Genomic DNA, 18,833 nt, shown 5'->3' with positions numbered 1-18,833 from the left:
AGTTAGAGAGTCTGTTACAGCACATTGTTACGGTGTAAGTCGCTCGAGCGACCACCACTCTACGTTCCCATCATCGCCGACAAGCGCGAACACCATCGTCTTCCGGACGCCGTGGGCGAGCCGAACGTCCAATGCGAGGTCTCGAGGCTCGAAGACGTGATCGTCGGAAAGCACGCGAACCAGTAGTTCGGAGTGGCCCAGGTCGTCGACAGACTCCACCTCAGCGTAGGTCCGAAAGTCCGCGCCGAACTTGTAGCCCGTCTTCGGAACCACGCCGTCCTCGCGGAGCGTTTTGTACACCCGGAGCCGTCGCTCGAAGCGCTCGCCTTCGACCTCACGACCCCGCTCGCGAACGACCGACGGCTCGAGGTCCAAAATCCCCCGATCCGCGAGGTGTGCGGCCTCGAGCAGGGAACACTGCAGCGTCGGCCGGTCGTACTCCCGTCCCTCGAGGGGCTGGCCGTAGAACGTCCGTTCGTAGAGGTCGCCCGGGGGCTCCCAGACAACGACCCGATCAGCCAGCAGGTCGGCGGCGATCTCGCGGTCCGGCTCGGCCGTCGCGGAACTCCCCGTCGGATTTCGCGGGTTCACGTCGAAGTAGGTGATCTCACTCTCCTCGTCGACGACCGCGAGGACGCTCTCCTCGAGCGCTCCCGCCGGAATGTCGGTCCGCTCGCCGATCACCTGCAGCGCGTAGGCGATCTCGCCGTCGTTCGGTCCCTTGCCGCGAGGGAATACCGCAAAATCGCTTGCCGGCGGGTCGGTCACCCACGGCTCCTCGGCGGGTGAGAGGTAAAAGCCCCGAGAGCGCAGGTCGGCGTAGACCAGAAACCGAACCCCGAAATCCGTCCCGGGCTCGCGGGCGAGCACGTCCCTGAACTCGAGTCGCTGACCGTCGTCGACGACCGCCTCGAGATCCCCGCGATAGAGCAGGTGCGCCGCTTCGACGGGCGCGAGTGCGATCTCGTTGCCCTCGAGCGGGTAGCCGTAGCCCCGCGCGTCGTGATAGCGTTGGCGCGCGTCCGCGCCGACGCGGACGACGCCCGCATCCTCGTCGTATCGCCCCTCGAGTGTCATGGTCGCGATTTTGCCGCCCAGCACAAAGGGGCTGTGGATCCGGGGTGGGCTATCCGAGCGATCCGTACGACGAGCTAGTTAGACGGGAGTCGTCGGTAGTTAGTCGCCGCTCGTGGCCTTCGGTGCGTGCTCAAGCATCCCCTCGCAGGTCGCGTCGAGACACCGGGTTCCGCTGGCGGTGCCGAAGGTTGGAAGGCCGCACCGGCACTCGCCGTCGATGACGCCCGCGGGGACCCGAAATCCGGTGTCACAGTCGGAATAGTGCTCACAGCCCGCTAGCAAGCCGCCGCGTCTGAGGATTCGGAGGTCCCCGTCACAGCCCGCTTCGGGACAGTCCCACTCGCGGTCGAAGGCTTCCTTAACGGCGTCGTCCAGGGACTCACACTGGCGATCGATGCAAACGTTGAACGCCAGCCCGCGTTCGACCCGCATTTTGGGGAGTCCGCAGTCGCAGGTGTCCTCGCGGATGGTCGCGTCCGAGGGGACGCCGTAGCGGGTTCCACAGTCCACGCAGTTAACGCCGCTCGAGCGGACGAGCGCACCGCCGCAGTCGGGACAGCTCCCGACCGGCGTTCCAGCCGACGAAGCCGGGTAGTGGGCGAATGCGTCCTGTTCGTGAGCCGCGATTCGGAGTGTCTGGGTGTCCTTTTTCGCCACGAGCGTGAAGCCGTCCGAGCGGTCGCTCGAGACGCTGTCGGCGCGGGTGAGCCACGCAACGGGCTGATAGCCGTCGATATCGTGGACGAGGACGGTGTTGTCGGGTTTGACGAGCGTGGTCACGCGGCCGCGGTACTCCTCTCGAGCCGTTCCATCGGTGATTACGGTACAGTCGCCCGCGAGCACGCGGATTGCGTCGTCGATCATGGGCGGTCTGGCCGCGGGTTCGTATATAAATTCTCGTCCTTGAGGGTCAGTCGCGCCGTTCCGCCAGCCACCCGCCTAGCCACTCTTTTCGTCGACGAACCCCTCCGCAGCATCGACAGTCGTACACAACGTCTCGAGGAATCGCGCCGCATCCGCACCGTCGACGACCCGGTGGTCGAAGCTCAGGTCGAACGAGATCCGCTTGCGAAATTCTACGCCGTCGTCGCCCGGTCGGGCCCGTTCTCGAATGCGGTTGACGCCGAGAATCGCCACCTCGGGCGGGTTGATAATCGGCGTGAACGAGTCGACACCCAGCACGCCGAGGTTCGTGACCGTAAACGTCCCACCCTGGAGGTCGGACATCGAGTAATCGCCTGACTGTACTGCTTCTGTCAGTTCCCGGCGCTCGAGCGCAATCTCTTCGAGCGATTTCGACTCGAGGTTGTCGAGGACGGGCGCGACCAGTCCGGCGTCGATATCGACCGCGATTCCCACGTTTTGGGTCTCGTATAGCCGGTGGACGCCGTCCTCGAGCGTCGCGTTGAATCCGGGATGTTCCGCGAGCGTTTCCGAGAGTGCGCGGAGGATGACGTCGATCACCGAGACGTTGGCGTCGGATTCCTCGCTCGCCAGCACCGCCGCCCTCGAGAGCGCTTCGGCGTCAACTTCGCGATTCGCCGTCACGTGGGCCGCGTTCTGTGAACTCTCCTGGAGTCGGTTCGCGATCGTTCGGCGCATCCCGGTGAGCGTGCGCTCCTCGAGGACGGCGCGGTCGCCGTCCGACGGATCGCTCTGTGAACCGCCGGTATCGTCCGCAGTATCGCTCGAGTCGCCGTTTTCGGTGGATGATGTCATATGGTTGATGGCCTGGTGAAACGTCACGGTGATCGATCAGGACGCCTTGAGCACCGCCAAGATCTCGCCGCGCTCGAACTCGTCGTCCTCGTCGCGGACGATTTCGGAGAGCGTCCCCGCCACGGGTGCCGGCACGTCGACGCTGACCTTCTCGACTTGAATCTCACAGAGCGTATCGCCTTCCTCGACCCGGCTCCCCTCGCTCGTAAACCAGTTGGTGACGACCCCTTCGTCTTCATCCGCGTCCTCGGGCCAGACGTCTTCTGTGTTGATCTCGAGGCGATCGTTCCCGGACATGGTTAGGAACTGACCGACCGAACGGCGTCTTTGATATCCTCCGCGGCCGGAATCACCTCGTTCTCGAGCGGCCGCGCGTAGGGAATCGGAACGTCCGGAACCGCGAGCCGTTCGACGGCCTCGAGCGAGGCCAGGTCCTCCTCGGCGACGCGGGCGACAATCTCGCTTGTGACGCCGTAGGAGCGGTAATCCTCGTCGACGACGACCAGTCGGCCGGTCTTCTCGACCGACTCGAGGATCGTCTCGGTGTCTACGGGAGCGAGCGTTCGAAGATCAACGACTTCGGCGTCGATGCCGTCCTCTGCAAGGTCTTCGGCGGCCTCGAGTGCCCGGTGGACGTGCAGGCCGAGCGTGACGACGGTGACGTCCTCGCCCTCGCGTTTGACATCGGCGCTCCCGAAGGGGATGGTGTACTCCTCCTCGGGAACGGGCGTCTTGGGACCGTCGGGAGCGGGCATCCAACCGATTCCCATGAGTCGCTTGTGGAACATGTAGACGACCGGATCGTCGTCACGGATCGCGTTGTGCATCAGCCCCTTCGCGTCGTAGGCCGTCGAGGGAACGACGACTTTCATCCCCGGAAGGTGCGCAAAGGTACCGTACAGCGTCTGGGAGTGCTGGGCGGCGTCGTTGTACGTCCCGCCGACGGCCGCGGTCAGCACCATCGGGACATTCACGCTCGAGCCGCTCATGTACGTGTTCTTGGCCATCTGATTGTATATCTGGTCCATCGCGACGCCGAAGAAATCGGCGAACATGAGCTCCGCTATCGGGCGCATACCGGCTTGTGCGGCCCCGACGGCCGCACCGAGGTAGGCCGTCTCGCTGATCGGCACATCCATGATGCGGTCGTGGCCGAACTCCTCGAGGAGCCCCTGCGTGCTGTCGAAGATGCCGCCGTAGTCGGCGACGTCCTCGCCCATATAGAAGACCTCCTCGTCGGCCCGCATCTCGTCGGCGATCGCCTCGACCATCGCCCTGCTCATCGTTAGTTCGCGGTCGATCGTTTGTGCGGACTCCTGTTGTGCCATCAGTCCTCACCTCCCGCTCGAGTCTCGTCTGCCAGCTTGTGGGTCGGCTCGGTCGTCGTGACGCCGGATTCCGGGCCAACGAAGACGTCCCCGTAGGCGTCCTCGGGGTCGGGTTGTGGCTGTTCTTTTGCCCACTCGATCGCGTTGTCGACGCGCTCGTGGGCGTTCTCGCGGAGTTCGTCAAGTTCCTCGTCCTCGACCCCCGCCGCGCGCAACTCCGAGGCGAGCCGTTCGATCGAATCGCGATTTTGCGCGGCCTCCGAGTCCTCCTCGGGGCGGTAGCTCTCGGGGTCGCCCATAAAGTGGCCCATCCGCCGGTGAACCTGCACCTCCAGTAGCGTCGGACCGTTACCGTCTCGAGCCCGTCCGACCGCTTCCTTGGCGGCGTCGTAGATGGCAGTCGCGTCGTCGGAGTCGACCCGCTCGCCCGGCATATCGAAGCCGCCCGCGCGTTGGGAGGCGTCCGCTACGTCCGTCACGCGATCTTTGGGCATGCTGATCGCCCAGTCGTTGTCCTCGATGACGAAGACGACCGGCAGGTTCTGGACCGCGGCGAGGTTCAGCGACTCGAGGAAGGCTCCCTGACTGACCGCGCCCTCACCGATGAACGCGACCGCGACGCTGTCCTCGTTGCGTTTTTTTGCGGCGAGCCCGGCCCCGACAGCGGGCGGACAGCCCTCGGCGATGATGCCGCTACACGCGAAGTTGACCTCCGGGTCGAACAGGTGCATGTGGCCGCCTTTCCCCTTGCTGAGCCCTGTTTCGCGGCCGAAAATCTCCGCCGTCATCCGGTTCAGATCGACCCCCTTGGCGATGGCGATGTGGTGGGGTCGGTGCGGTGCCGTGACCGTGTCGTCATCCCGCAGGTGCTGACAGACCCCTGCTGCCGAGGCCTCGTGACCCGCCGCGAGGTGTAACTCGCCGGGGATCGGCCCGGCCGAGATGTCGAAGGCCGGCTGTTTTCCCTCGAGGTACTCCTCTTGAAGGCGCTCTTCATAGTATCGAGCCGTGACCATGTCGGTGAACATGGTTTGTAACTTGCTAACTGCCACCATGGAAAACCCATCGTCACCGTCCACACGAGAAAGTATATAACTATGCCACGGGTTCGCTCCGCTCCAAATACGGGGACGATGATTGCCTGCCTCGTGTCAGTAGCACACTCCAGCGATAGTTGGAAGATCACCACGGATACATCGGATCGAGCAACCAGCGCCCGGCCACCCCGACCATGGGCGGCTGTCAGCTTGTGTGACGGGCCTAAAGAGAGGTATTCATGAGCGCTGCGGGCATAAACGACCGAAACGAACCGTCAGGAATACGACTGACACTCGACCTCTGGCACCCGAACTGCTGGGCGATCGCGGCTACCGACCGGACGGACGGCGGTGTTTTGGGCCACGCGATCTACAATTCGCCGAGAGCCGATGGTGGCAACCCAGGGACTGTCAAGGCGCTGTATACGGCGTTCGGCGAGACGAGCGGTGAAGTCGACGACCTGCTCGAGGCGATCCGAGATTCGGATCACGCAGGAAGGCTCTTCGAACTGCAACAGCGGTTCGGTCGCACACGAGATACCCCTGGAACCGTCGTTCAGGAATTTTTCCTCGAGTACGATCCAGCCGAAATGGTCTGTCCGGTGCTTCTCGAGAACGGGTTCGTTCACAGTGCCCCGGTTTGCATCCAAAACGGACGCGAACAGTGGCAGGTTTGTTTCGCCGGCGATCGCTCGGAGGTCGAAGCCTCGCTCGACGGCGTTCGCGAACAGGCGGGCGCCGAGGTGAGCGTCGCGTCGATCACGTCTTCGGACGGCCCCCAAAAATCACCTCGTAGTCGGCGACTGGACACGCTGACGACGACCCAGCGCGAGGTGTTCGAACACGCTCGCGAAGTCGGCTACTACGAGTGGCCCCGGGAAGCGACGACCCGCGAGCTCGCGGCCGACCTCGGTATCTCAAAATCGACACTGCTCGAGCACTTGCGCAAGGCGGAGTCGAAACTGCTCGATCCCTGACCAGTCTTCGGGGTCACTCGGCTACCTCACTCGGGAAAACGAGAGCGCTGTCTACGACGGTTCTTCCGCGGCGACGGGTGTGGTAGTCGTCGCTTCAGCCGTCGCATATCCGACGGCGACGATCGCTGCGATCGTCAGCGGCCACGGAAAGATCGGAAACAGATCCGGTGCGAGATAGAGGTTTCCGATCGAACTACCGAGTCCGACGAGAAGCCCGGCGAGGGCCGCTTCCGGCGTGGTCTTCTTCCAGAAGAGGATGAAGACCAGCGGGAGTCCGAAGGTAACGCCGAGTCCGACGTAGGCGAACTCGATTATCTCGAAGATAGTTCCCGGACGAACGTACGCCAGTACGACGCCGAACACTGCGACGACGGCGACGACACCGCGTCCGAAGAGGATCAGTTCGCGATCGGTCGCTCCAGGGTTGACATACTTCTCGTAGAACCGAGTGACGTCGGAGGAGGTCACGATCAACATCGAATCCGATGTCGAGAGGATCGCTGAGACGATCGCAGCGAGCAAGATACCGGCGATCAAGGCAGGGAACAGGTCGACGATAGCGATCATCGCGACGTTCTCTGCTTCTCCGGCCTCGAGTCCGTCGTAGAGAATCCGGCCGGCGATACCGATGATGAGCGGGACGGTAAGGCGCAACGCCTGGAAGGTGATGGCGATCACCGACGCCGCGCTGACGATCCGTTCGGATCGAATCGCCTGATACCGCATCAGCGATTGGGGTTGCCCGAGCGTCCCCATCGCGAATGTAACCCAGGCGAGAACGGCGATCGCGAGTCCGGTCCCCGCATCGCCGGCAGTCATCGAGAGCAGGTTCGGATCGGTCGCGTTGGCTTCGGTGAGGAACGCACTCCAGCCACCGACCTCCAGCACCATGAGGATGGGAAGTGCCACCGCTGCGACGAAGATCAACACCCCCTGAAAGACGTCGGTCCAGATCGAGGCGTTGAATCCGCCGAGAATCGTATAAAGGCCAACTGCGATTCCACCGAGGAGAACCGCCCAACCGTAGTCGATGCCGATCCCGGTGTCCATCGCTTCGCCGACGGCAATGATTTGGGAACCGACGTACGACACCATGAAGACGACGACCGCGAGCGTCGCGACGATTCGAATCGCCGGACCCAGCCGGTCGTCTTCGAAATACACTGAAATGTGGTCGACCACGGTGTAGCTCTCGAGTTGCTCCGAGTGTCGTCGGAACGGGGACGCGACGTACCGGTACATAAACAACACGAGCAGGATCATCGTGAGCGAGAACCAGAGCCCGCTAATGCCGGTCGTGAATCCGACGCCGACCCACGCGAAGAACGTCCAGCCGCTCGCGACGGAAGCGACCTCCGAAATGGCGATCGGCCACGTCCCGACATCCCGTCCTGCGAGAAGATAGTCCGATAGCCGCTTGGTCTCCGTCGTGAGGAAAAAATAGAGTCCGATCGCGATCAGAACGAGGAGATACGCCCCGAACGTCAGTTGGATCGTCGAAACCATGCTATCGACGCCCCAGGACGGTTACGTGACCGTCCCCTCGTCGCTTATCAATTCGATACAGTACGTACGAGACGAGTGGAACGCCAACCATGACCGCGAGCGCTACCACCGTTCCGATCGGTAATGATGTCTCTGTCATTGTGAATCGTAGACAACCTTCACTTTCAATGGTAAGTCGTACGGTATAACTGTTTTCCCTGTCATGGGCGGGGACATCCACACTGTATCACCCGTTGGGTCGAACGGTTCACGAACTCATCAGAGAGAACCAAAGAAGTACGCGGTTGTCTACTTCGATCCGGTATGGGTTCCAAATACCAACGTTGACAATAACACCTACCTAAATTACACCATGACCACGACTACCGTCGAAATCCCTCTCTTCGACGGCTTCGACGAACTCGACGCCGTCGGCCCCTACGAGGTGTTCGATTACGGCCGGCAAGCAGGTGCACCCCTCGAGACCAGTTTCGTCACGCTCGAGCAAACAGATCACGTTCGGGCGAGCCACGGCATGCGCGTCGAACCCGACGGAGTGCTCGACGAACCCGACTTGCTCGTCGTCCCCGGCGGCGGTTGGTCGAGCGAGGACGGAGGCGTCAGACGGGTCGTCGACGAGGGTCGGCTCCCGGACGCCGTCACCGAACTGCACGCGGACGGAACGACGATAGCCTCCGTCTGTACGGGCGCGATGGTCCTCGCTGAGGCGGGAATTCTCGAGGACCGACCCGCGACGACCCATCACACCGCACTCGACGACCTCGCCGAGTACGCCGACGCGGTCGATTCGCGGGTCGTCGACGACGGCGATATCCTCACGGCCGGCGGCGTCACGTCGGGGATCGATCTGGCGCTGTGGCTCCTCGAGCGGGAGTTCGGCGAGGACGTTGCCGACTCGGCGGCCGAGGTCCTAGAACACGAGCGACAGGGAACAGTGCACCGAGAGCCGGAAAATCGATAGACGCGCAATCAGCTAATGGGATAACGGCTATCCGTCCGGCGGGCGAACCTCGAGACGACTCCAAATGGCTGCTGTACTCTTCGACATGGACGGCGTTATTATCGATTCGGAGGATTACTGGGTCGAACGACAACGAGAACACATTCTTCCGACGACCGTTCCGGACGAGGACGTGCCGGTCGCCGAGATCTCGGGAATGAACTACCGGGAAACCTACGAGTACCTCGAGTCGAACTACGAGACCGCGATTTCTCGAGAGCGGTTCATCGACATCTTCGCAGAGACGGCTCAAGAGATCTACAACGAACACGTCTCGCTCCTGCCGGGCTTTCACGACCATCTCGACGAGCTTCACGACCGCGGCGCGACCGTCGCACTGGTCACCTCTTCGCCCCACGACTGGATCGAAATCGTCTTCGAACGGTTCGACCTCGAGGGCCGGTTCGACGAAATCGTCAGCGGCGAGGATATCGAGGGACCCGGCAAACCGCATCCGTACATCTTCGAGCAGGCAGCGGATGAGGTCGGCCACGAACCCGAACACTGCGTCGCCGTCGAAGACTCCGAAAACGGCGTCCGGTCGGCTTCTCGAGCCGGAACAACCACTATCGCCTACCGGATCGACGCCCACACGGGACTCGATCTCTCGCCCGCCGACGCGATCGTCGAGACGCCGGAGGGGCTTCGAAAGACGGTACTCGAGCACCTCGAGTGAGATTTCGGTCTCTTCGACGACCGCCACATTCGACTAGTTAGCGCCTGAACAGGTTGTAAAGCCAGCCCAGCACCACTCCCACGAACAATCCGTCGAGGGTTCCCCAGACGATTCCGGCACCGAGTCCGCCTTCGTCGGGCTCGAAGCCGGGATAGATTTCGCCCAGAAGCGTTCGCCAGCGTTGGCCGTAGCCGACCTGGGACGTGAGCCCGAGGCCCGCGACGGTGATCGACCAGAGCGTTGCGACCGCGAATCCGAGCGCGACCGGATCCAGTCGTTTCGATGAGCGCGCTGTCATCGGCGGCGGCTACCTCGATGCGGTCCTTATCGGTTTCACTTGCCTGTGCGTAACAGTGGTCACCTCAAAGACGATTCACCAGCACGCTACTCGAGGACCGACCGAAATCGAACCGACTCCGAGCGCGTGTCCAAAATCGCCACCGTCCGGTCGTCGTCGGGCGTCGGCGGGAAGTGAGCACCGGGGTTTATCACCGTCGTACGGCCTTCTTCCGAGTGTTCTCGAGCGTGGTGGTGGCCATAGCAAACGTAATCGTAGGTCTCAGCGCTCGCGACGGCACGAACTTCCTCGAGTGACTCTCCGTGGAGCACCGCCAGCGAGAGGCCGTCGAACTCGAGGGAGGCAAAGCGGCCGTGCAGTTCGCTCTCGCCGCCCAGGGAGTCAAAGACCGACTGTAGATTCGCAGCGTCGCCGTCGTTGTTCCCGAGAACGCCGTGCAGTTCGAATTCCGAAAAGTACGGGGGAACGAGCGGGGCGACGAAATCCCCGCAGTGGACCACGATTTCGACGCCCTCCTCCTCGAATAGTTCGGTCGCTCGTTCGACCGCCGGAACGTTGTCGTGGGTATCCGCGATGATCCCAACGTGCATACGTGATCACGGGAGTGCGAGGAACTAATCGATTCGGGAATGCTCAACCGCTTGTTTCGACATCGTCTGCTGTTTTGTGACGAATCGAGAATGCACTCGTCACGTTTCTGTGGTACCTTCGTCCCCGGGCGGATATCGTACCTTCAAAGCCATCCATGGTTCCTCCAGAGCCGGACATCGTTCCGTAAAGGCTAGCATGTACTTCATAACTATATTTTCTCGCATCCGCTCATAGAGGTAAAAATTATATTCTAGGAAGAGATATATTGTACTGCAATGAGACGGCGACGCATGCTAACATCGCTCGGTGCGGGCGTAGCATCGCTCACGTTTGTTGGAACCACCACCGCACGGGACACCTGCGGTGAACGCGACTGGCAGTGTTCGGGGAACGATACCTGTGGTGAGCGCGACTGGCAGTGCCAAGCGGAGGAGGGTTACCAGTATTCGGAGACTGTCGGACGGAGCGGCCCCGCCTGCGAGTTCACGAACCAGGTCGTGTTCCCGATCCTGACCGCCGCGTCGATGGAGGACGGCATCCCGATATCCACCAAGGTGGTCGCGTCGGGCTGGGCCGCCTCGAGCACGGCGTGCTACGCGATGGATCAGATGGAAGAGTACCACGAGCAACAGATCGACGAGGCGTCCGTTCACATACAGTCGAACGACGAACACACGCTGATGATGCCCGAATGAATAAAGCCAAGTTACTCGCTTGCACGGCCGTCCCACGTTCTTCGCCGTGACTGTCACCGACCAGTAGCGGGCAGCGGGAACGATCAAAATAACTCGAAGTCGACTCGAGGCGAAATCTAGGGGAGATGTGGAACGCCGGCCGCCTCGAGCGCTCGCGTTCGCTCTGCCTGCGTGAGCCGGTAAGGCTCGAGTTCGCCAGCAAGCGAACCCAGTTCCGAGCGCCGGCGCTGGTGGGCGGCCAGGAAGTCGGTGATCCGATCGATCGCGATCTCTTTGAGTTCACCGCTGAGTAACTCGCCGTCGCGATACTGGCGTGCAATGCGCTCGAGTTCCTCGTCGGCGGCTTCGAAGAAGAATCGCAGGTACTGGAACGGGACGTCGACGGACGGATCGCCGCCGCGCTCGCGGTGTTCCTCGAGCGACGGTTGGCCGCCGGTGTAGGCGTGCGTCCGGATCGTCTCGGCGACCGTTTCGGCATCGGCCGTGAGCTCGATCGACGGTGCGTCGCCGGAGGAACTCATCTTCCCCGGTCCCTCGAGGCTCGGGAGGAAGCGCCCGAGCAACGCCCCTGGTTTGTCGACGGGCAACGCTTCCTTGGCCGCCACGTCTCGACAGACCCGAACGTGTGGATCCTGATCGATCGCGATCGGAACGAGCGTCGGCTGGCGTCCCGCGACGAGTTGGGGCAGTAGAAGATGGGTCGCCTGGACGGCAGGGTAAAACTGCAAGCCGACGGTTTCCTGTTCGCCGTAGACGGCTTCGACCGTCGCCGGCGTGAGGTGTTTCGCGAGCCGAACCGCAATCGGGTAGATCACGTCGGCCTCGGCGGTATCTACGATGATTCTCGTTCGATCCGGATCGAAGCCGACGGCGAGAACGTCACGGAGGTTCGCGCGGGTGTGCTCGCCAATTTCGTCGAACGATTGGTCCTTCGTAAGGAACTTCTCGTCGTCCGAAAGCGGGATGTAGACCGTCGCTCCGGTCTCTTGCTGGAAGCGTTTCGCAAGATACAGCGGGAGGACGTGTCCAAGGTGCATCGGACCCGACGGTCCCCTCCCCGTGACGATCGAGTGCGATCCGCCTGATTCGACCGCCTCGAGGTATCGGTCGACGTCTCGGCCGGCGTAGAACGTCCGGCGTCGCAACATCGGGTGATCCGGAAGCCGGGCAATCTGTTCGTCCGTCAACGGGTCGGCTCCGAAGCGCTCGAGGAGCTTCTCGTAGTCGATCTCGCCCTCGACGGCGTAGGGCGTGACGGTGAACTCGTCGCGTTCGGTCGATTCTTCGTCGGTGCGTTCGTCTGTAGCGTCGTTTGGATTCGGCATTCGTTACTGGGTATCACAGTGGCGTTTGGCGGTGGCTCGAGTCGGGACAAGGACAGAACGAGCGGAGGGAGCGACCGTCGCCCCGGAGACGGGTTAGGCCGCGTCGCCGGGAACGGCGAGACTATGCGCTCTCGAGGACGAGTGCCAGCGCCAGACGAGAGCGGCGATCATCGACTGCTTCTATCCGCGACACCGCAAAGAGCGTTTCGGGGGTTCGACGACGAGTGCCTCGAGTGAGCCGAGAATACCAAGCCGAGCGAACCGGGATACCAAGCCGAGCGAGCCGAGAGACCGCCCCCGTACCACGCCGTTTCGGATCGGGCACCGCCGAGTCGCACCATCCTGTCAATCATTCCAGACTCTATCGCTCGATAGTAAGGTGCATAACGGGGAACATGGAGACATCAAATGATGAAGCGACGAAACGTCCTCGCCACAGGCTGTGTCACCGCCGGTGCGATCGCCACTGGCACCCTCTCCCGGCCGAGTACCGGCGGCGAGACGGTTGCAACAGCGCGCCGAACCGACGAGCCGGGTGACACCGATCGGCGCTCGGTGCGGATTCTCGAGGAAACGGTCCACGAGACCACGCTGTACGAGATCGACGCGCCCGAAAGCGGACCCACAGCGATGGTTTTCGGCGGAATTCACGGCGACGAGCAAAACGGGATCAGCGTCGCCCACGAGATGACTGACTGGCAACCGGACGCGGGCACGCTCGTCGTCGTCCCCGAAACGGACCGCGTTGCGGTCGAGAACGGAGAGCGGGAGGGGATCGACGGCGATCTGAATCGGCACTTTCCGCCGGGAGGCGAACCCCAAAGCGAACTCGCGCGCGGCGTCTGGAACGCCCTCGAGCGCTACGATCCCGACGTCGTCCTCGATCTCCACCGGTCGCTCGGCATCTACGGCGTCCACCACCAGTACGTCGGGCAGATCGTCTTTCACTCGCCGGACGCTCGTGGCTCCGCCCTCGCAGACGCGCTCAACGATGAGGTGATTCCCTGGTACATGCCGCTCCACCGATTCCGGTCCACTACGAGCGACATCAACGGGCCGCTTCTCTTCCAGGCCGCCAACCGCGAGCTCGGCTCGACGAGTTACCTGCTCGAGTCGACCTCGTTCGTGCTCGACGAGGACGCGATGAACCGCCACACTCGGTTCGGGGCCGCGAAAGTCCTCGAGTTACACGGCCTGCTCGAGACGGAGGGTGACGAATGACCGTTCCGCGTCCGCCGATTCGACGTGTCCTCGCCAGTCCTGTGACGCTGGCAACGTACGCGTTTCTTGTAGTGCCGTTCGCGCTGGGATGGCTTCGCTCGTCGTGGATGTCACCGCTCGCACTTCCGGGATATCTGATCTTCGTAATCGGAACGGTGATCGGCAACGCCATCGCTCCGCGCTACGAGTTCTGGGTCTACTGGGCACCGTTCCTCGCGGGGAGTTTCGGACTCGCGACCGTCGTCGGCTACGGCTACGAAGCGTGGCAGGACGAACGGTCGAACGAAGGGTAGGCAAAGTACCGGGTGAGAACAGTGAGTTCGGTATGGTATCCGCACTCGAGAATCGCCGAGATCAGCTTCTCGAGGGATCGGGGTCGGGGTCGGTCACGAACTCGAGGACCTCGTCCTCGGTGACCTCGAACCCTTCTCTGGAGAAGTAGTTCGCGATGTTTCGGCAATCGCGTTCCAGAAAGGTCCGACTGTTAGGGTGGTGGACCGTGACCGCCTGTCCGAGGTCGATGACGACGAGTTGGCCCTCGTCGAAGACGATGTTGTACTCACTCAGGTCGCCGTGGATCAGCCCCGCCGAGTAGAGTCGGCGCATGTACTCGCGAACCACTTCGTAGGCCGTCTGGGGGTTCTCGATCTGAACCTCGCCCAGTCGCTTGGCCCGGCCATCCTCGTCGCCGATGTACTCCATCACGAGGACGTTCCGTTCGGTCGCGATCGGTTCGGGAACTCTAATACCCGCCTTCTGGGCCCGCATTAGGTTCGCGTACTCCTTTTTGACCCACGCGAGGACGACGTCCTTTTTCTTCCCGCCCAGACCCTCAAATCGCGGGTCGCCCTCAAGGTACTCGCGCATCTGTCTGAAATTCGACGAGTTGATGCGATAGATCTTCACCGCGACTTCGCGGTCGTCTCCCAGCGCGTGGTAGACGTTCGCCTCCTTGCCGGTCGAGAGCGGGCCGCCGAAGGCTTCGACGTGACTGTCCTGGACGAGTTTGTACAGGGCCGCGAACGTCGCGTCGTCGAACACCGACTGCTCGACCTTGAACTGGTCGGCGTCCTTGATCCGCTCTTCGAACTGCTCGAACTCGCGGTCGCGCTTTCGGGCGATTCGATCGGCTTCGGTGTCCGAGACATCGATCTCCTCCCACTCGTCCCCCGGTGTCTCGACGGCCTCGCTGTCTACCAATCCGTACTCCGTTTCCATCTACTGTGTGATTGTCGCCCACGCGGGTAAAGTACCGGGTATCGTTCACCGGCGACTCTCAGGTAACCTGTCACGCGACGAACGCGATTTTTCCTCGAGACGACGAGCACGACACCGTATCGGTTTTGACACACCCACCGGATAGAACGAGTATGAACGCGATCAAAGACGCCGTCCACGACTACATCGAGGTCGACGGCGTCGCCCGCGACCTCCTGGACACGACGGCGATGCAGCGACTCCGACACGTCAAACAGCTCTCGACGGTCAGGCTCGTCTACCCCTCCGCGAACCACACCCGGTTCGAGCACAGTCTCGGCGTCTACCACCTCGCGCGACAGGCCCTCGAGCACCTCGAGATCACTGGCGCTCGCGCGGAGGCCGTCCGCGCGGCGGCCTTGCTCCACGACGTCGGTCACGGCCCCTACGGCCACCAGACCGAGCGGATCATCGAGCGCCGACTCGGTCGCCACCACGACGACATCGACCACTTGCTGGCCGACGGTGAACTCGCGAGCGTGCTCGAGTCTCACGGCCTCGACACTGGCATGGTCGCCGATCTGATCGCCGGCGAGGGGAAACTCGGCCAGCTCGTCTCGAGCGATCTCGACGTTGATCGAATGGACTACCTCGTGCGCGATGCCCACCACACGGGCGTTCCCTACGGCACCGTCGATCCCGGTCGGCTCGTCCGCGTCCTCCAGTTCGTCGACGGCGACCTCGCGCTGGCGGAGGGCAACGTCGCCACCGCCGAGAGTCTGCTCGTCGCCCGCGCGCTGATGAACGCGACCGTCTACCGCCACCACGTCTCCCGCATCGCCGGCTCGCTTCTCGAGCGCGCGAGCGAACAGCTACTCGACGGCACCGACGTCGGCGTCGAGGAGTTCGCCCGGATGACTGACGCCCAACTGCTGGCGGCGCTCCGGGAGTTCGAGACGACCGCGCCAGTGGCGGCTCGGCTCGCCGAACGCAGACTGTACAAACGCGCCGTCTGGACGGAACTCGAGGAGGTGCCCGAATGGGTGCTCGGGGCCGATCACGAGGAGCGCAGGGAGCTCGAGGCCGACCTCGAAGATGCCCTCGATCTCGAAGAAGGCGACGTCATCATCGACTGCCCCGGCCGGCCGAGCATGCCCGAGACCCACTCGCGTGTGGTCGTCAACGGCGACGTTCGGCGGCTCCACGAACAGTCGCCGCTGGTGCAAGGACTGCAGGCGGCCCAGCGCGCCCAGTGGCGACTCGGCGTCTACACGCCCGAAGCGCACGCTGATACGGTTCAGGACGCGGCGACGGACCTGCTCGAGTTGGCAGAATAACACAGCGACGAGAAGAATCGGACCTCAGGCGTTGAGCACTTGCCGCAGGACGTCCGGCGCGTCCTCGAGCGCGTCGTCGAGATCGTCTTCGTTTGGTCCCCCTCCCTGTGCGAAGTCGGGCGGACCGCCGCCGCCACCGCCGACTTTGCTTGCGAGCTCGCCGACGACTTCGCCGGCGTTGACCTCGGTGTCGTCGGGAACGGCGACAACGAACTGCGCCCCGCTCGCACCCGATCCGAGGACGGCGACCGTCCCGTCCTCGACGAGGGCGTTCGCCGTGGCCCGGAGTTCGTCCATGTCCGCGTCGATGCGCTGGACGACCGCCGTCGTCTCGCCGATTTCGACTTCCTCGCCGCCGCCACCGCCGCCGGCGCGGGCCGCGGCTAACTGCTCTGTTAAGTCCTCGATCTGTTTGCCGCGATCTTTCCATTCCGTGAAGAACCGTGCTGCGGTATCGGGAACATTCTGTGGAGTCACGTCGAGCGTTTCGGCCGCTTCGTAGAGCGCGTCCTCTTTCCGTTGGGTCGAGTCGATCGCCGCCTCGCCAGCGGCGAAGACGAGTCGTTCGACGCCGTCCTGAACTCGCTCGGTGTTGAGAACTTTGATCGTCCCGATATCACCGGTTCTGGCGACGTGGGTTCCGCCGCAGGCCTGAATGTCTTCGCCGACCTGAATCAGGCGGATATTCGTTCCCGGCGGAATGCCGCCCTGGTAGAGGTCGAAGCCGTGTTCGGCCTCGGCCTCGTTTCGGTGGGGCCACTCCTGGGTGACCGGAAGATTGTCCATCACCATCTCGTTCGCGAGGTGTTCGATCCGTTTGACCTCCTCGCGACCGATTCGGTCGTAGTGACGAACGTCGATCCGGGAGGAGTCGACGCCTTTCTGGGCACCCGCCTGGCGGATGTGCTCGCCGAGTACCCGTCTGGCGGCGTGGACGACGATGTGGGTCGCCGTGTGCTGGCGCATGAGCTGTCGCCGACGGGGACCGTCTACCTGACCGTTGACGAACTCGCCTTTGCCGGGCCGCTCGTCGGTCCGGTGGAAGATGACGCCGTCTTCGACCTGCACGTCTCGTACCTCGACGGTGGCGTCCTCGGTCGAAATCGTCCCCGTATCGGCCGGCTGTCCGCCGCCCTCGGGGTAAAACATCGTCTGGTCGAGCACGACATCATAGCCCTCCTCGCGCTCGAAGACGTCCAGTACGACGGCCTCGAACTGGGTCCGCTCCTGGTCGTCGTAGTAAAGTTTCTCCGTCTCCGGGAGATCCCCGGAGCGGGCATCCTCGTCGTCGCCACCCTCCTCGAGCGCCTCGACGGTGTCGTGGCGGTCCGCGACGAGGCTGTAGAAGTCGTCCGGCACGTCGACCTCGGCTCCGGCTTCCTCGGCGATCTCCTCGACCATGTCGGGCTGGATGCCGTGGGAATCGTAGAGTTCGATGAGTTCCTCTGTCGGGATCGGCTCGCCTTTCTTCGCGTACTCCTCGGCGAGCGTTTCGACGCGACGACCGCCGCGCTCTAAGGTTTCGCGGTACTTTTCGACTTCAGTACGGACGATGTCGCGGATAATGTCGCGGTTTTCGTACTCGAGGCGTTCTGCCTGCATGTCGACGAGTTCGTCCAGCGGCGCGTCGACGCCGACGGTGTCACAGAGCCGCTTCGTTCGGCGAAGCACCATCCGAGTAAGATAGCCCGTGCCGACGTTCGAGGGGACGATGCCGTCGCCAAGCATGTACGCGAGTGTCCGACAGTGGTCGGCGATGGCGTAGATCGACTCGAGGGGCTCTAGGAGGTCTCGAAGCTCCTCGGTCGGAATGTCGAGTGCCTCGGCGATGTCGTCTCTGGCCGCTTCGACGTCGTCGACATCGTCAATGTCGAGTTGGCCCGAGAGCCGCGAGGCGCGGGAGATAATCTCCTCCTCGCGCTCGGAGTGTTCGAGCCCTGCATTCTCCTTCAGGAAGTCGATCATCTCGGGGTAGATCGACTGGTAGACGGTCGGGGTCCCCTGGCTCATCCAGGTCCAGCGTTCGAGGCCGTAGCCCGTATCGACGACGTAGGTGTCCATGTAGGAGTAGCGGTTCCCGTCTTTGAGCTCGTACTCGCCGTCGGGGTCTTGCTCCATGCACATGAAGACCAGCGTCGCCAGCTCGAGACCGCGGTAGATGACCTCGATTGCGGGCCCGGCGTTGCCGCCGCCGACCCAGGGATCCTCGATGTAGGTGACGTCCTCGATGTCCGCGCCCATCGACTCGAGCAGTTCGTCGCAATATTGGACAGTTTGATCCTTCCAGTAGACCTCGCCCTGGTAGGCGTACTGGTCGGGGTCGTCGATATCTTCGCGCGCGTTGAACGCGTGGTGGGCCATCATCTCGAAGGCCATCGTGTGACGACCGGTCTTCCCGACGTTGTCGATATCCTGCATCCGAATACAGGGCTGTGAAATCGTCAGCGGGTTCGCCGGCGGCGGCGTCTGGCCGCTGGTGACCAGCGGCTGGAAGTCGTAGATCGATGCCTGGGTCAACAACACGTCGTCGCGCCAGCGGTTCGCCGCGACCGGGTACGGCTCGATGCGTTCGTGATCGTTCTCCTCGAAAAAGGACAGAAACGCCTCGCGCATCTCCTCGAGGGTGTATTCCCGGTCGAACCCAGGGCTCTCGATGAAGTCGTACTCGGCACACGGGGGCTCCCCGCAGGTCTCCCGGTCGTGATCGCGCGTCCAGAAGTGCGCGCCACACTCCGAGCACGCCTTCCGCTCGAAGCCTTCCTCCTCGAAGTACTCGAGGCGGTATTCTTCCTCCAGTTCGCTCATTCTACGTGTGTTTGGCTCTGGAAACCCTAAAACAGTTCCGCAAC

General features: G+C 62.9%; 19 protein-coding genes. 7 read left to right on the top strand and 12 right to left on the bottom strand.

Translation table 11 applies throughout. From position 1 onward, the window contains the following. Positions 1-27: 27 nt before the first annotated feature. The 6 genes from endA to ACYQ14_RS10260 form a co-directional block, all read right to left on the bottom strand. Positions 28-1,077, bottom strand: a complete 1,050-nt coding sequence (endA, locus tag ACYQ14_RS10285; RefSeq protein WP_459887758.1) for a tRNA-intron lyase — start codon at positions 1,075-1,077, stop codon at positions 28-30. 99 nt (positions 1,078-1,176) lie between these two features. Then, positions 1,177-1,941 (bottom strand): DUF91 domain-containing protein, encoded by a 765-nt coding sequence (locus tag ACYQ14_RS10280; protein ID WP_459887755.1) that lies wholly within the window; start codon positions 1,939-1,941, stop codon positions 1,177-1,179. 75 nt (positions 1,942-2,016) lie between these two features. Then, entirely contained in the window at positions 2,017-2,796 is a 780-nt protein-coding gene (locus tag ACYQ14_RS10275; protein WP_459887752.1) for a 2-oxo acid dehydrogenase subunit E2, read from the bottom strand. 36 nt (positions 2,797-2,832) lie between these two features. Continuing rightward, positions 2,833-3,093, bottom strand: a complete 261-nt coding sequence (locus ACYQ14_RS10270; protein ID WP_459887750.1) for a lipoyl domain-containing protein — start codon at positions 3,091-3,093, stop codon at positions 2,833-2,835. Between the two features lie 2 nt (positions 3,094-3,095). Then, a complete protein-coding gene (locus ACYQ14_RS10265; RefSeq protein ID WP_459887747.1) occupies positions 3,096-4,124 on the bottom strand; it encodes an alpha-ketoacid dehydrogenase subunit beta in 1,029 nt (342 codons plus the stop codon). Next, on the bottom strand, positions 4,124-5,152 hold the full coding sequence (locus ACYQ14_RS10260) for a thiamine pyrophosphate-dependent dehydrogenase E1 component subunit alpha (RefSeq protein WP_459890040.1): 1,029 nt from the start codon (positions 5,150-5,152) through the stop codon (positions 4,124-4,126). Before ACYQ14_RS10260 ends, ACYQ14_RS10265 begins: the two co-directional genes overlap by 1 nt. 248 nt (positions 5,153-5,400) lie before the next feature. Here ACYQ14_RS10260 and ACYQ14_RS10255 point away from each other — a divergent pair, with 248 nt between their 5' ends. After that, positions 5,401-6,138: a helix-turn-helix domain-containing protein gene (locus ACYQ14_RS10255; RefSeq protein ID WP_459887744.1), complete on the top strand. Its 738-nt coding sequence runs from the start codon at positions 5,401-5,403 to the stop codon at positions 6,136-6,138. 51 nt (positions 6,139-6,189) lie between these two features. Here the strand turns inward: ACYQ14_RS10255 and ACYQ14_RS10250 are convergent, their stop codons facing one another. Next, a complete protein-coding gene (locus ACYQ14_RS10250) occupies positions 6,190-7,644 on the bottom strand; it encodes a sodium/proline symporter (protein WP_459887741.1) in 1,455 nt (484 codons plus the stop codon). Positions 7,645-7,996: 352 nt separating this feature from the next. Here ACYQ14_RS10250 and ACYQ14_RS10245 point away from each other — a divergent pair, with 352 nt between their 5' ends. Both ACYQ14_RS10245 and ACYQ14_RS10240 read left to right on the top strand, forming a co-directional pair. Beyond that, a complete protein-coding gene (locus ACYQ14_RS10245) occupies positions 7,997-8,605 on the top strand; it encodes a DJ-1/PfpI family protein (RefSeq protein WP_459887738.1) in 609 nt (202 codons plus the stop codon). A gap of 64 nt (positions 8,606-8,669) precedes the next feature. Further along, on the top strand, positions 8,670-9,320 hold the full coding sequence (locus ACYQ14_RS10240; RefSeq protein ID WP_459887735.1) for an HAD family hydrolase: 651 nt from the start codon (positions 8,670-8,672) through the stop codon (positions 9,318-9,320). A 37-nt stretch (positions 9,321-9,357) separates the two neighbouring features. Here the strand turns inward: ACYQ14_RS10240 and ACYQ14_RS10235 are convergent, their stop codons facing one another. Together ACYQ14_RS10235 and ACYQ14_RS10230 are read right to left on the bottom strand one after the other, a co-directional pair. Next, complete coding sequence (locus tag ACYQ14_RS10235; RefSeq protein WP_459887732.1) at positions 9,358-9,618, bottom strand: bacteriophage holin; 261 nt, start codon at positions 9,616-9,618, stop codon at positions 9,358-9,360. A gap of 86 nt (positions 9,619-9,704) precedes the next feature. After that, positions 9,705-10,208 carry a metallophosphoesterase family protein gene (locus ACYQ14_RS10230; RefSeq protein WP_459887729.1) on the bottom strand — a complete coding sequence of 168 codons (504 nt, stop codon included), beginning with the start codon at positions 10,206-10,208 and terminating at the stop codon, positions 9,705-9,707. A gap of 291 nt (positions 10,209-10,499) precedes the next feature. Between ACYQ14_RS10230 and ACYQ14_RS10225 the strand changes: the two genes are divergently transcribed. Further along, positions 10,500-10,904, top strand: a complete 405-nt coding sequence (locus ACYQ14_RS10225) for a hypothetical protein (protein WP_459887726.1) — start codon at positions 10,500-10,502, stop codon at positions 10,902-10,904. A gap of 116 nt (positions 10,905-11,020) precedes the next feature. On the opposite strand, the gene ACYQ14_RS10220 is transcribed toward ACYQ14_RS10225, so the two are convergent. Beyond that, complete coding sequence (locus ACYQ14_RS10220) at positions 11,021-12,229, bottom strand: tryptophan--tRNA ligase (protein ID WP_459887724.1); 1,209 nt, start codon at positions 12,227-12,229, stop codon at positions 11,021-11,023. 411 nt (positions 12,230-12,640) lie between these two features. Here ACYQ14_RS10220 and ACYQ14_RS10215 point away from each other — a divergent pair, with 411 nt between their 5' ends. Both ACYQ14_RS10215 and ACYQ14_RS10210 read left to right on the top strand, forming a co-directional pair. Beyond that, the gene (locus tag ACYQ14_RS10215; RefSeq protein WP_459887721.1) at positions 12,641-13,450 is read left to right on the top strand and encodes a succinylglutamate desuccinylase/aspartoacylase family protein; all 810 of its coding nucleotides are present in this window, start codon (positions 12,641-12,643) and stop codon (positions 13,448-13,450) included. After that, positions 13,447-13,743 (top strand): hypothetical protein, encoded by a 297-nt coding sequence (locus ACYQ14_RS10210; RefSeq protein WP_459887718.1) that lies wholly within the window; start codon positions 13,447-13,449, stop codon positions 13,741-13,743. The genes ACYQ14_RS10215 and ACYQ14_RS10210 overlap by 4 nt, the downstream gene beginning before the upstream one ends. Positions 13,744-13,804: 61 nt before the next feature. On the opposite strand, the gene rio1 is transcribed toward ACYQ14_RS10210, so the two are convergent. Next, complete coding sequence (gene rio1 / locus ACYQ14_RS10205; protein ID WP_459887715.1) at positions 13,805-14,668, bottom strand: serine/threonine-protein kinase Rio1; 864 nt, start codon at positions 14,666-14,668, stop codon at positions 13,805-13,807. A 152-nt stretch (positions 14,669-14,820) separates the two neighbouring features. On the opposite strand from rio1, the gene ACYQ14_RS10200 reads away from it, so the two are divergent. Further along, on the top strand, positions 14,821-15,984 hold the full coding sequence (locus ACYQ14_RS10200) for an HD domain-containing protein (RefSeq protein ID WP_459887713.1): 1,164 nt from the start codon (positions 14,821-14,823) through the stop codon (positions 15,982-15,984). A 24-nt stretch (positions 15,985-16,008) separates the two neighbouring features. Here ACYQ14_RS10200 and alaS read toward each other — a convergent pair whose 3' ends face one another. Then, positions 16,009-18,789 (bottom strand): alanine--tRNA ligase, encoded by a 2,781-nt coding sequence (gene alaS / locus ACYQ14_RS10195; protein ID WP_459887710.1) that lies wholly within the window; start codon positions 18,787-18,789, stop codon positions 16,009-16,011. Positions 18,790-18,833 lie beyond the last annotated feature (44 nt).

It is taken from the genome of Halostagnicola bangensis, assembly GCF_054653435.1.
Note: the sequence above shows the minus strand (reverse complement) of the source record. Positions and strands in the feature narration are given on the sequence as shown.

Coding starts and splice junctions, on each gene's coding strand:
- endA (WP_459887758.1), bottom strand. CDS start 1,077: ATGACACTCGAGGGGCGATACGACGAGGATGCGGGCGTCGTCCGCGTC.
- ACYQ14_RS10280 (WP_459887755.1), bottom strand. CDS start 1,941: ATGATCGACGACGCAATCCGCGTGCTCGCGGGCGACTGTACCGTAATC.
- ACYQ14_RS10275 (WP_459887752.1), bottom strand. CDS start 2,796: ATGACATCATCCACCGAAAACGGCGACTCGAGCGATACTGCGGACGAT.
- ACYQ14_RS10270 (WP_459887750.1), bottom strand. CDS start 3,093: ATGTCCGGGAACGATCGCCTCGAGATCAACACAGAAGACGTCTGGCCC.
- ACYQ14_RS10265 (WP_459887747.1), bottom strand. CDS start 4,124: ATGGCACAACAGGAGTCCGCACAAACGATCGACCGCGAACTAACGATG.
- ACYQ14_RS10260 (WP_459890040.1), bottom strand. CDS start 5,152: ATGTTCACCGACATGGTCACGGCTCGATACTATGAAGAGCGCCTTCAA.
- ACYQ14_RS10255 (WP_459887744.1), top strand. CDS start 5,401: ATGAGCGCTGCGGGCATAAACGACCGAAACGAACCGTCAGGAATACGA.
- ACYQ14_RS10250 (WP_459887741.1), bottom strand. CDS start 7,644: ATGGTTTCGACGATCCAACTGACGTTCGGGGCGTATCTCCTCGTTCTG.
- ACYQ14_RS10245 (WP_459887738.1), top strand. CDS start 7,997: ATGACCACGACTACCGTCGAAATCCCTCTCTTCGACGGCTTCGACGAA.
- ACYQ14_RS10240 (WP_459887735.1), top strand. CDS start 8,670: ATGGCTGCTGTACTCTTCGACATGGACGGCGTTATTATCGATTCGGAG.
- ACYQ14_RS10235 (WP_459887732.1), bottom strand. CDS start 9,618: ATGACAGCGCGCTCATCGAAACGACTGGATCCGGTCGCGCTCGGATTC.
- ACYQ14_RS10230 (WP_459887729.1), bottom strand. CDS start 10,208: ATGCACGTTGGGATCATCGCGGATACCCACGACAACGTTCCGGCGGTC.
- ACYQ14_RS10225 (WP_459887726.1), top strand. CDS start 10,500: ATGCTAACATCGCTCGGTGCGGGCGTAGCATCGCTCACGTTTGTTGGA.
- ACYQ14_RS10220 (WP_459887724.1), bottom strand. CDS start 12,229: ATGCCGAATCCAAACGACGCTACAGACGAACGCACCGACGAAGAATCG.
- ACYQ14_RS10215 (WP_459887721.1), top strand. CDS start 12,641: ATGAAGCGACGAAACGTCCTCGCCACAGGCTGTGTCACCGCCGGTGCG.
- ACYQ14_RS10210 (WP_459887718.1), top strand. CDS start 13,447: ATGACCGTTCCGCGTCCGCCGATTCGACGTGTCCTCGCCAGTCCTGTG.
- rio1 (WP_459887715.1), bottom strand. CDS start 14,668: ATGGAAACGGAGTACGGATTGGTAGACAGCGAGGCCGTCGAGACACCG.
- ACYQ14_RS10200 (WP_459887713.1), top strand. CDS start 14,821: ATGAACGCGATCAAAGACGCCGTCCACGACTACATCGAGGTCGACGGC.
- alaS (WP_459887710.1), bottom strand. CDS start 18,789: ATGAGCGAACTGGAGGAAGAATACCGCCTCGAGTACTTCGAGGAGGAA.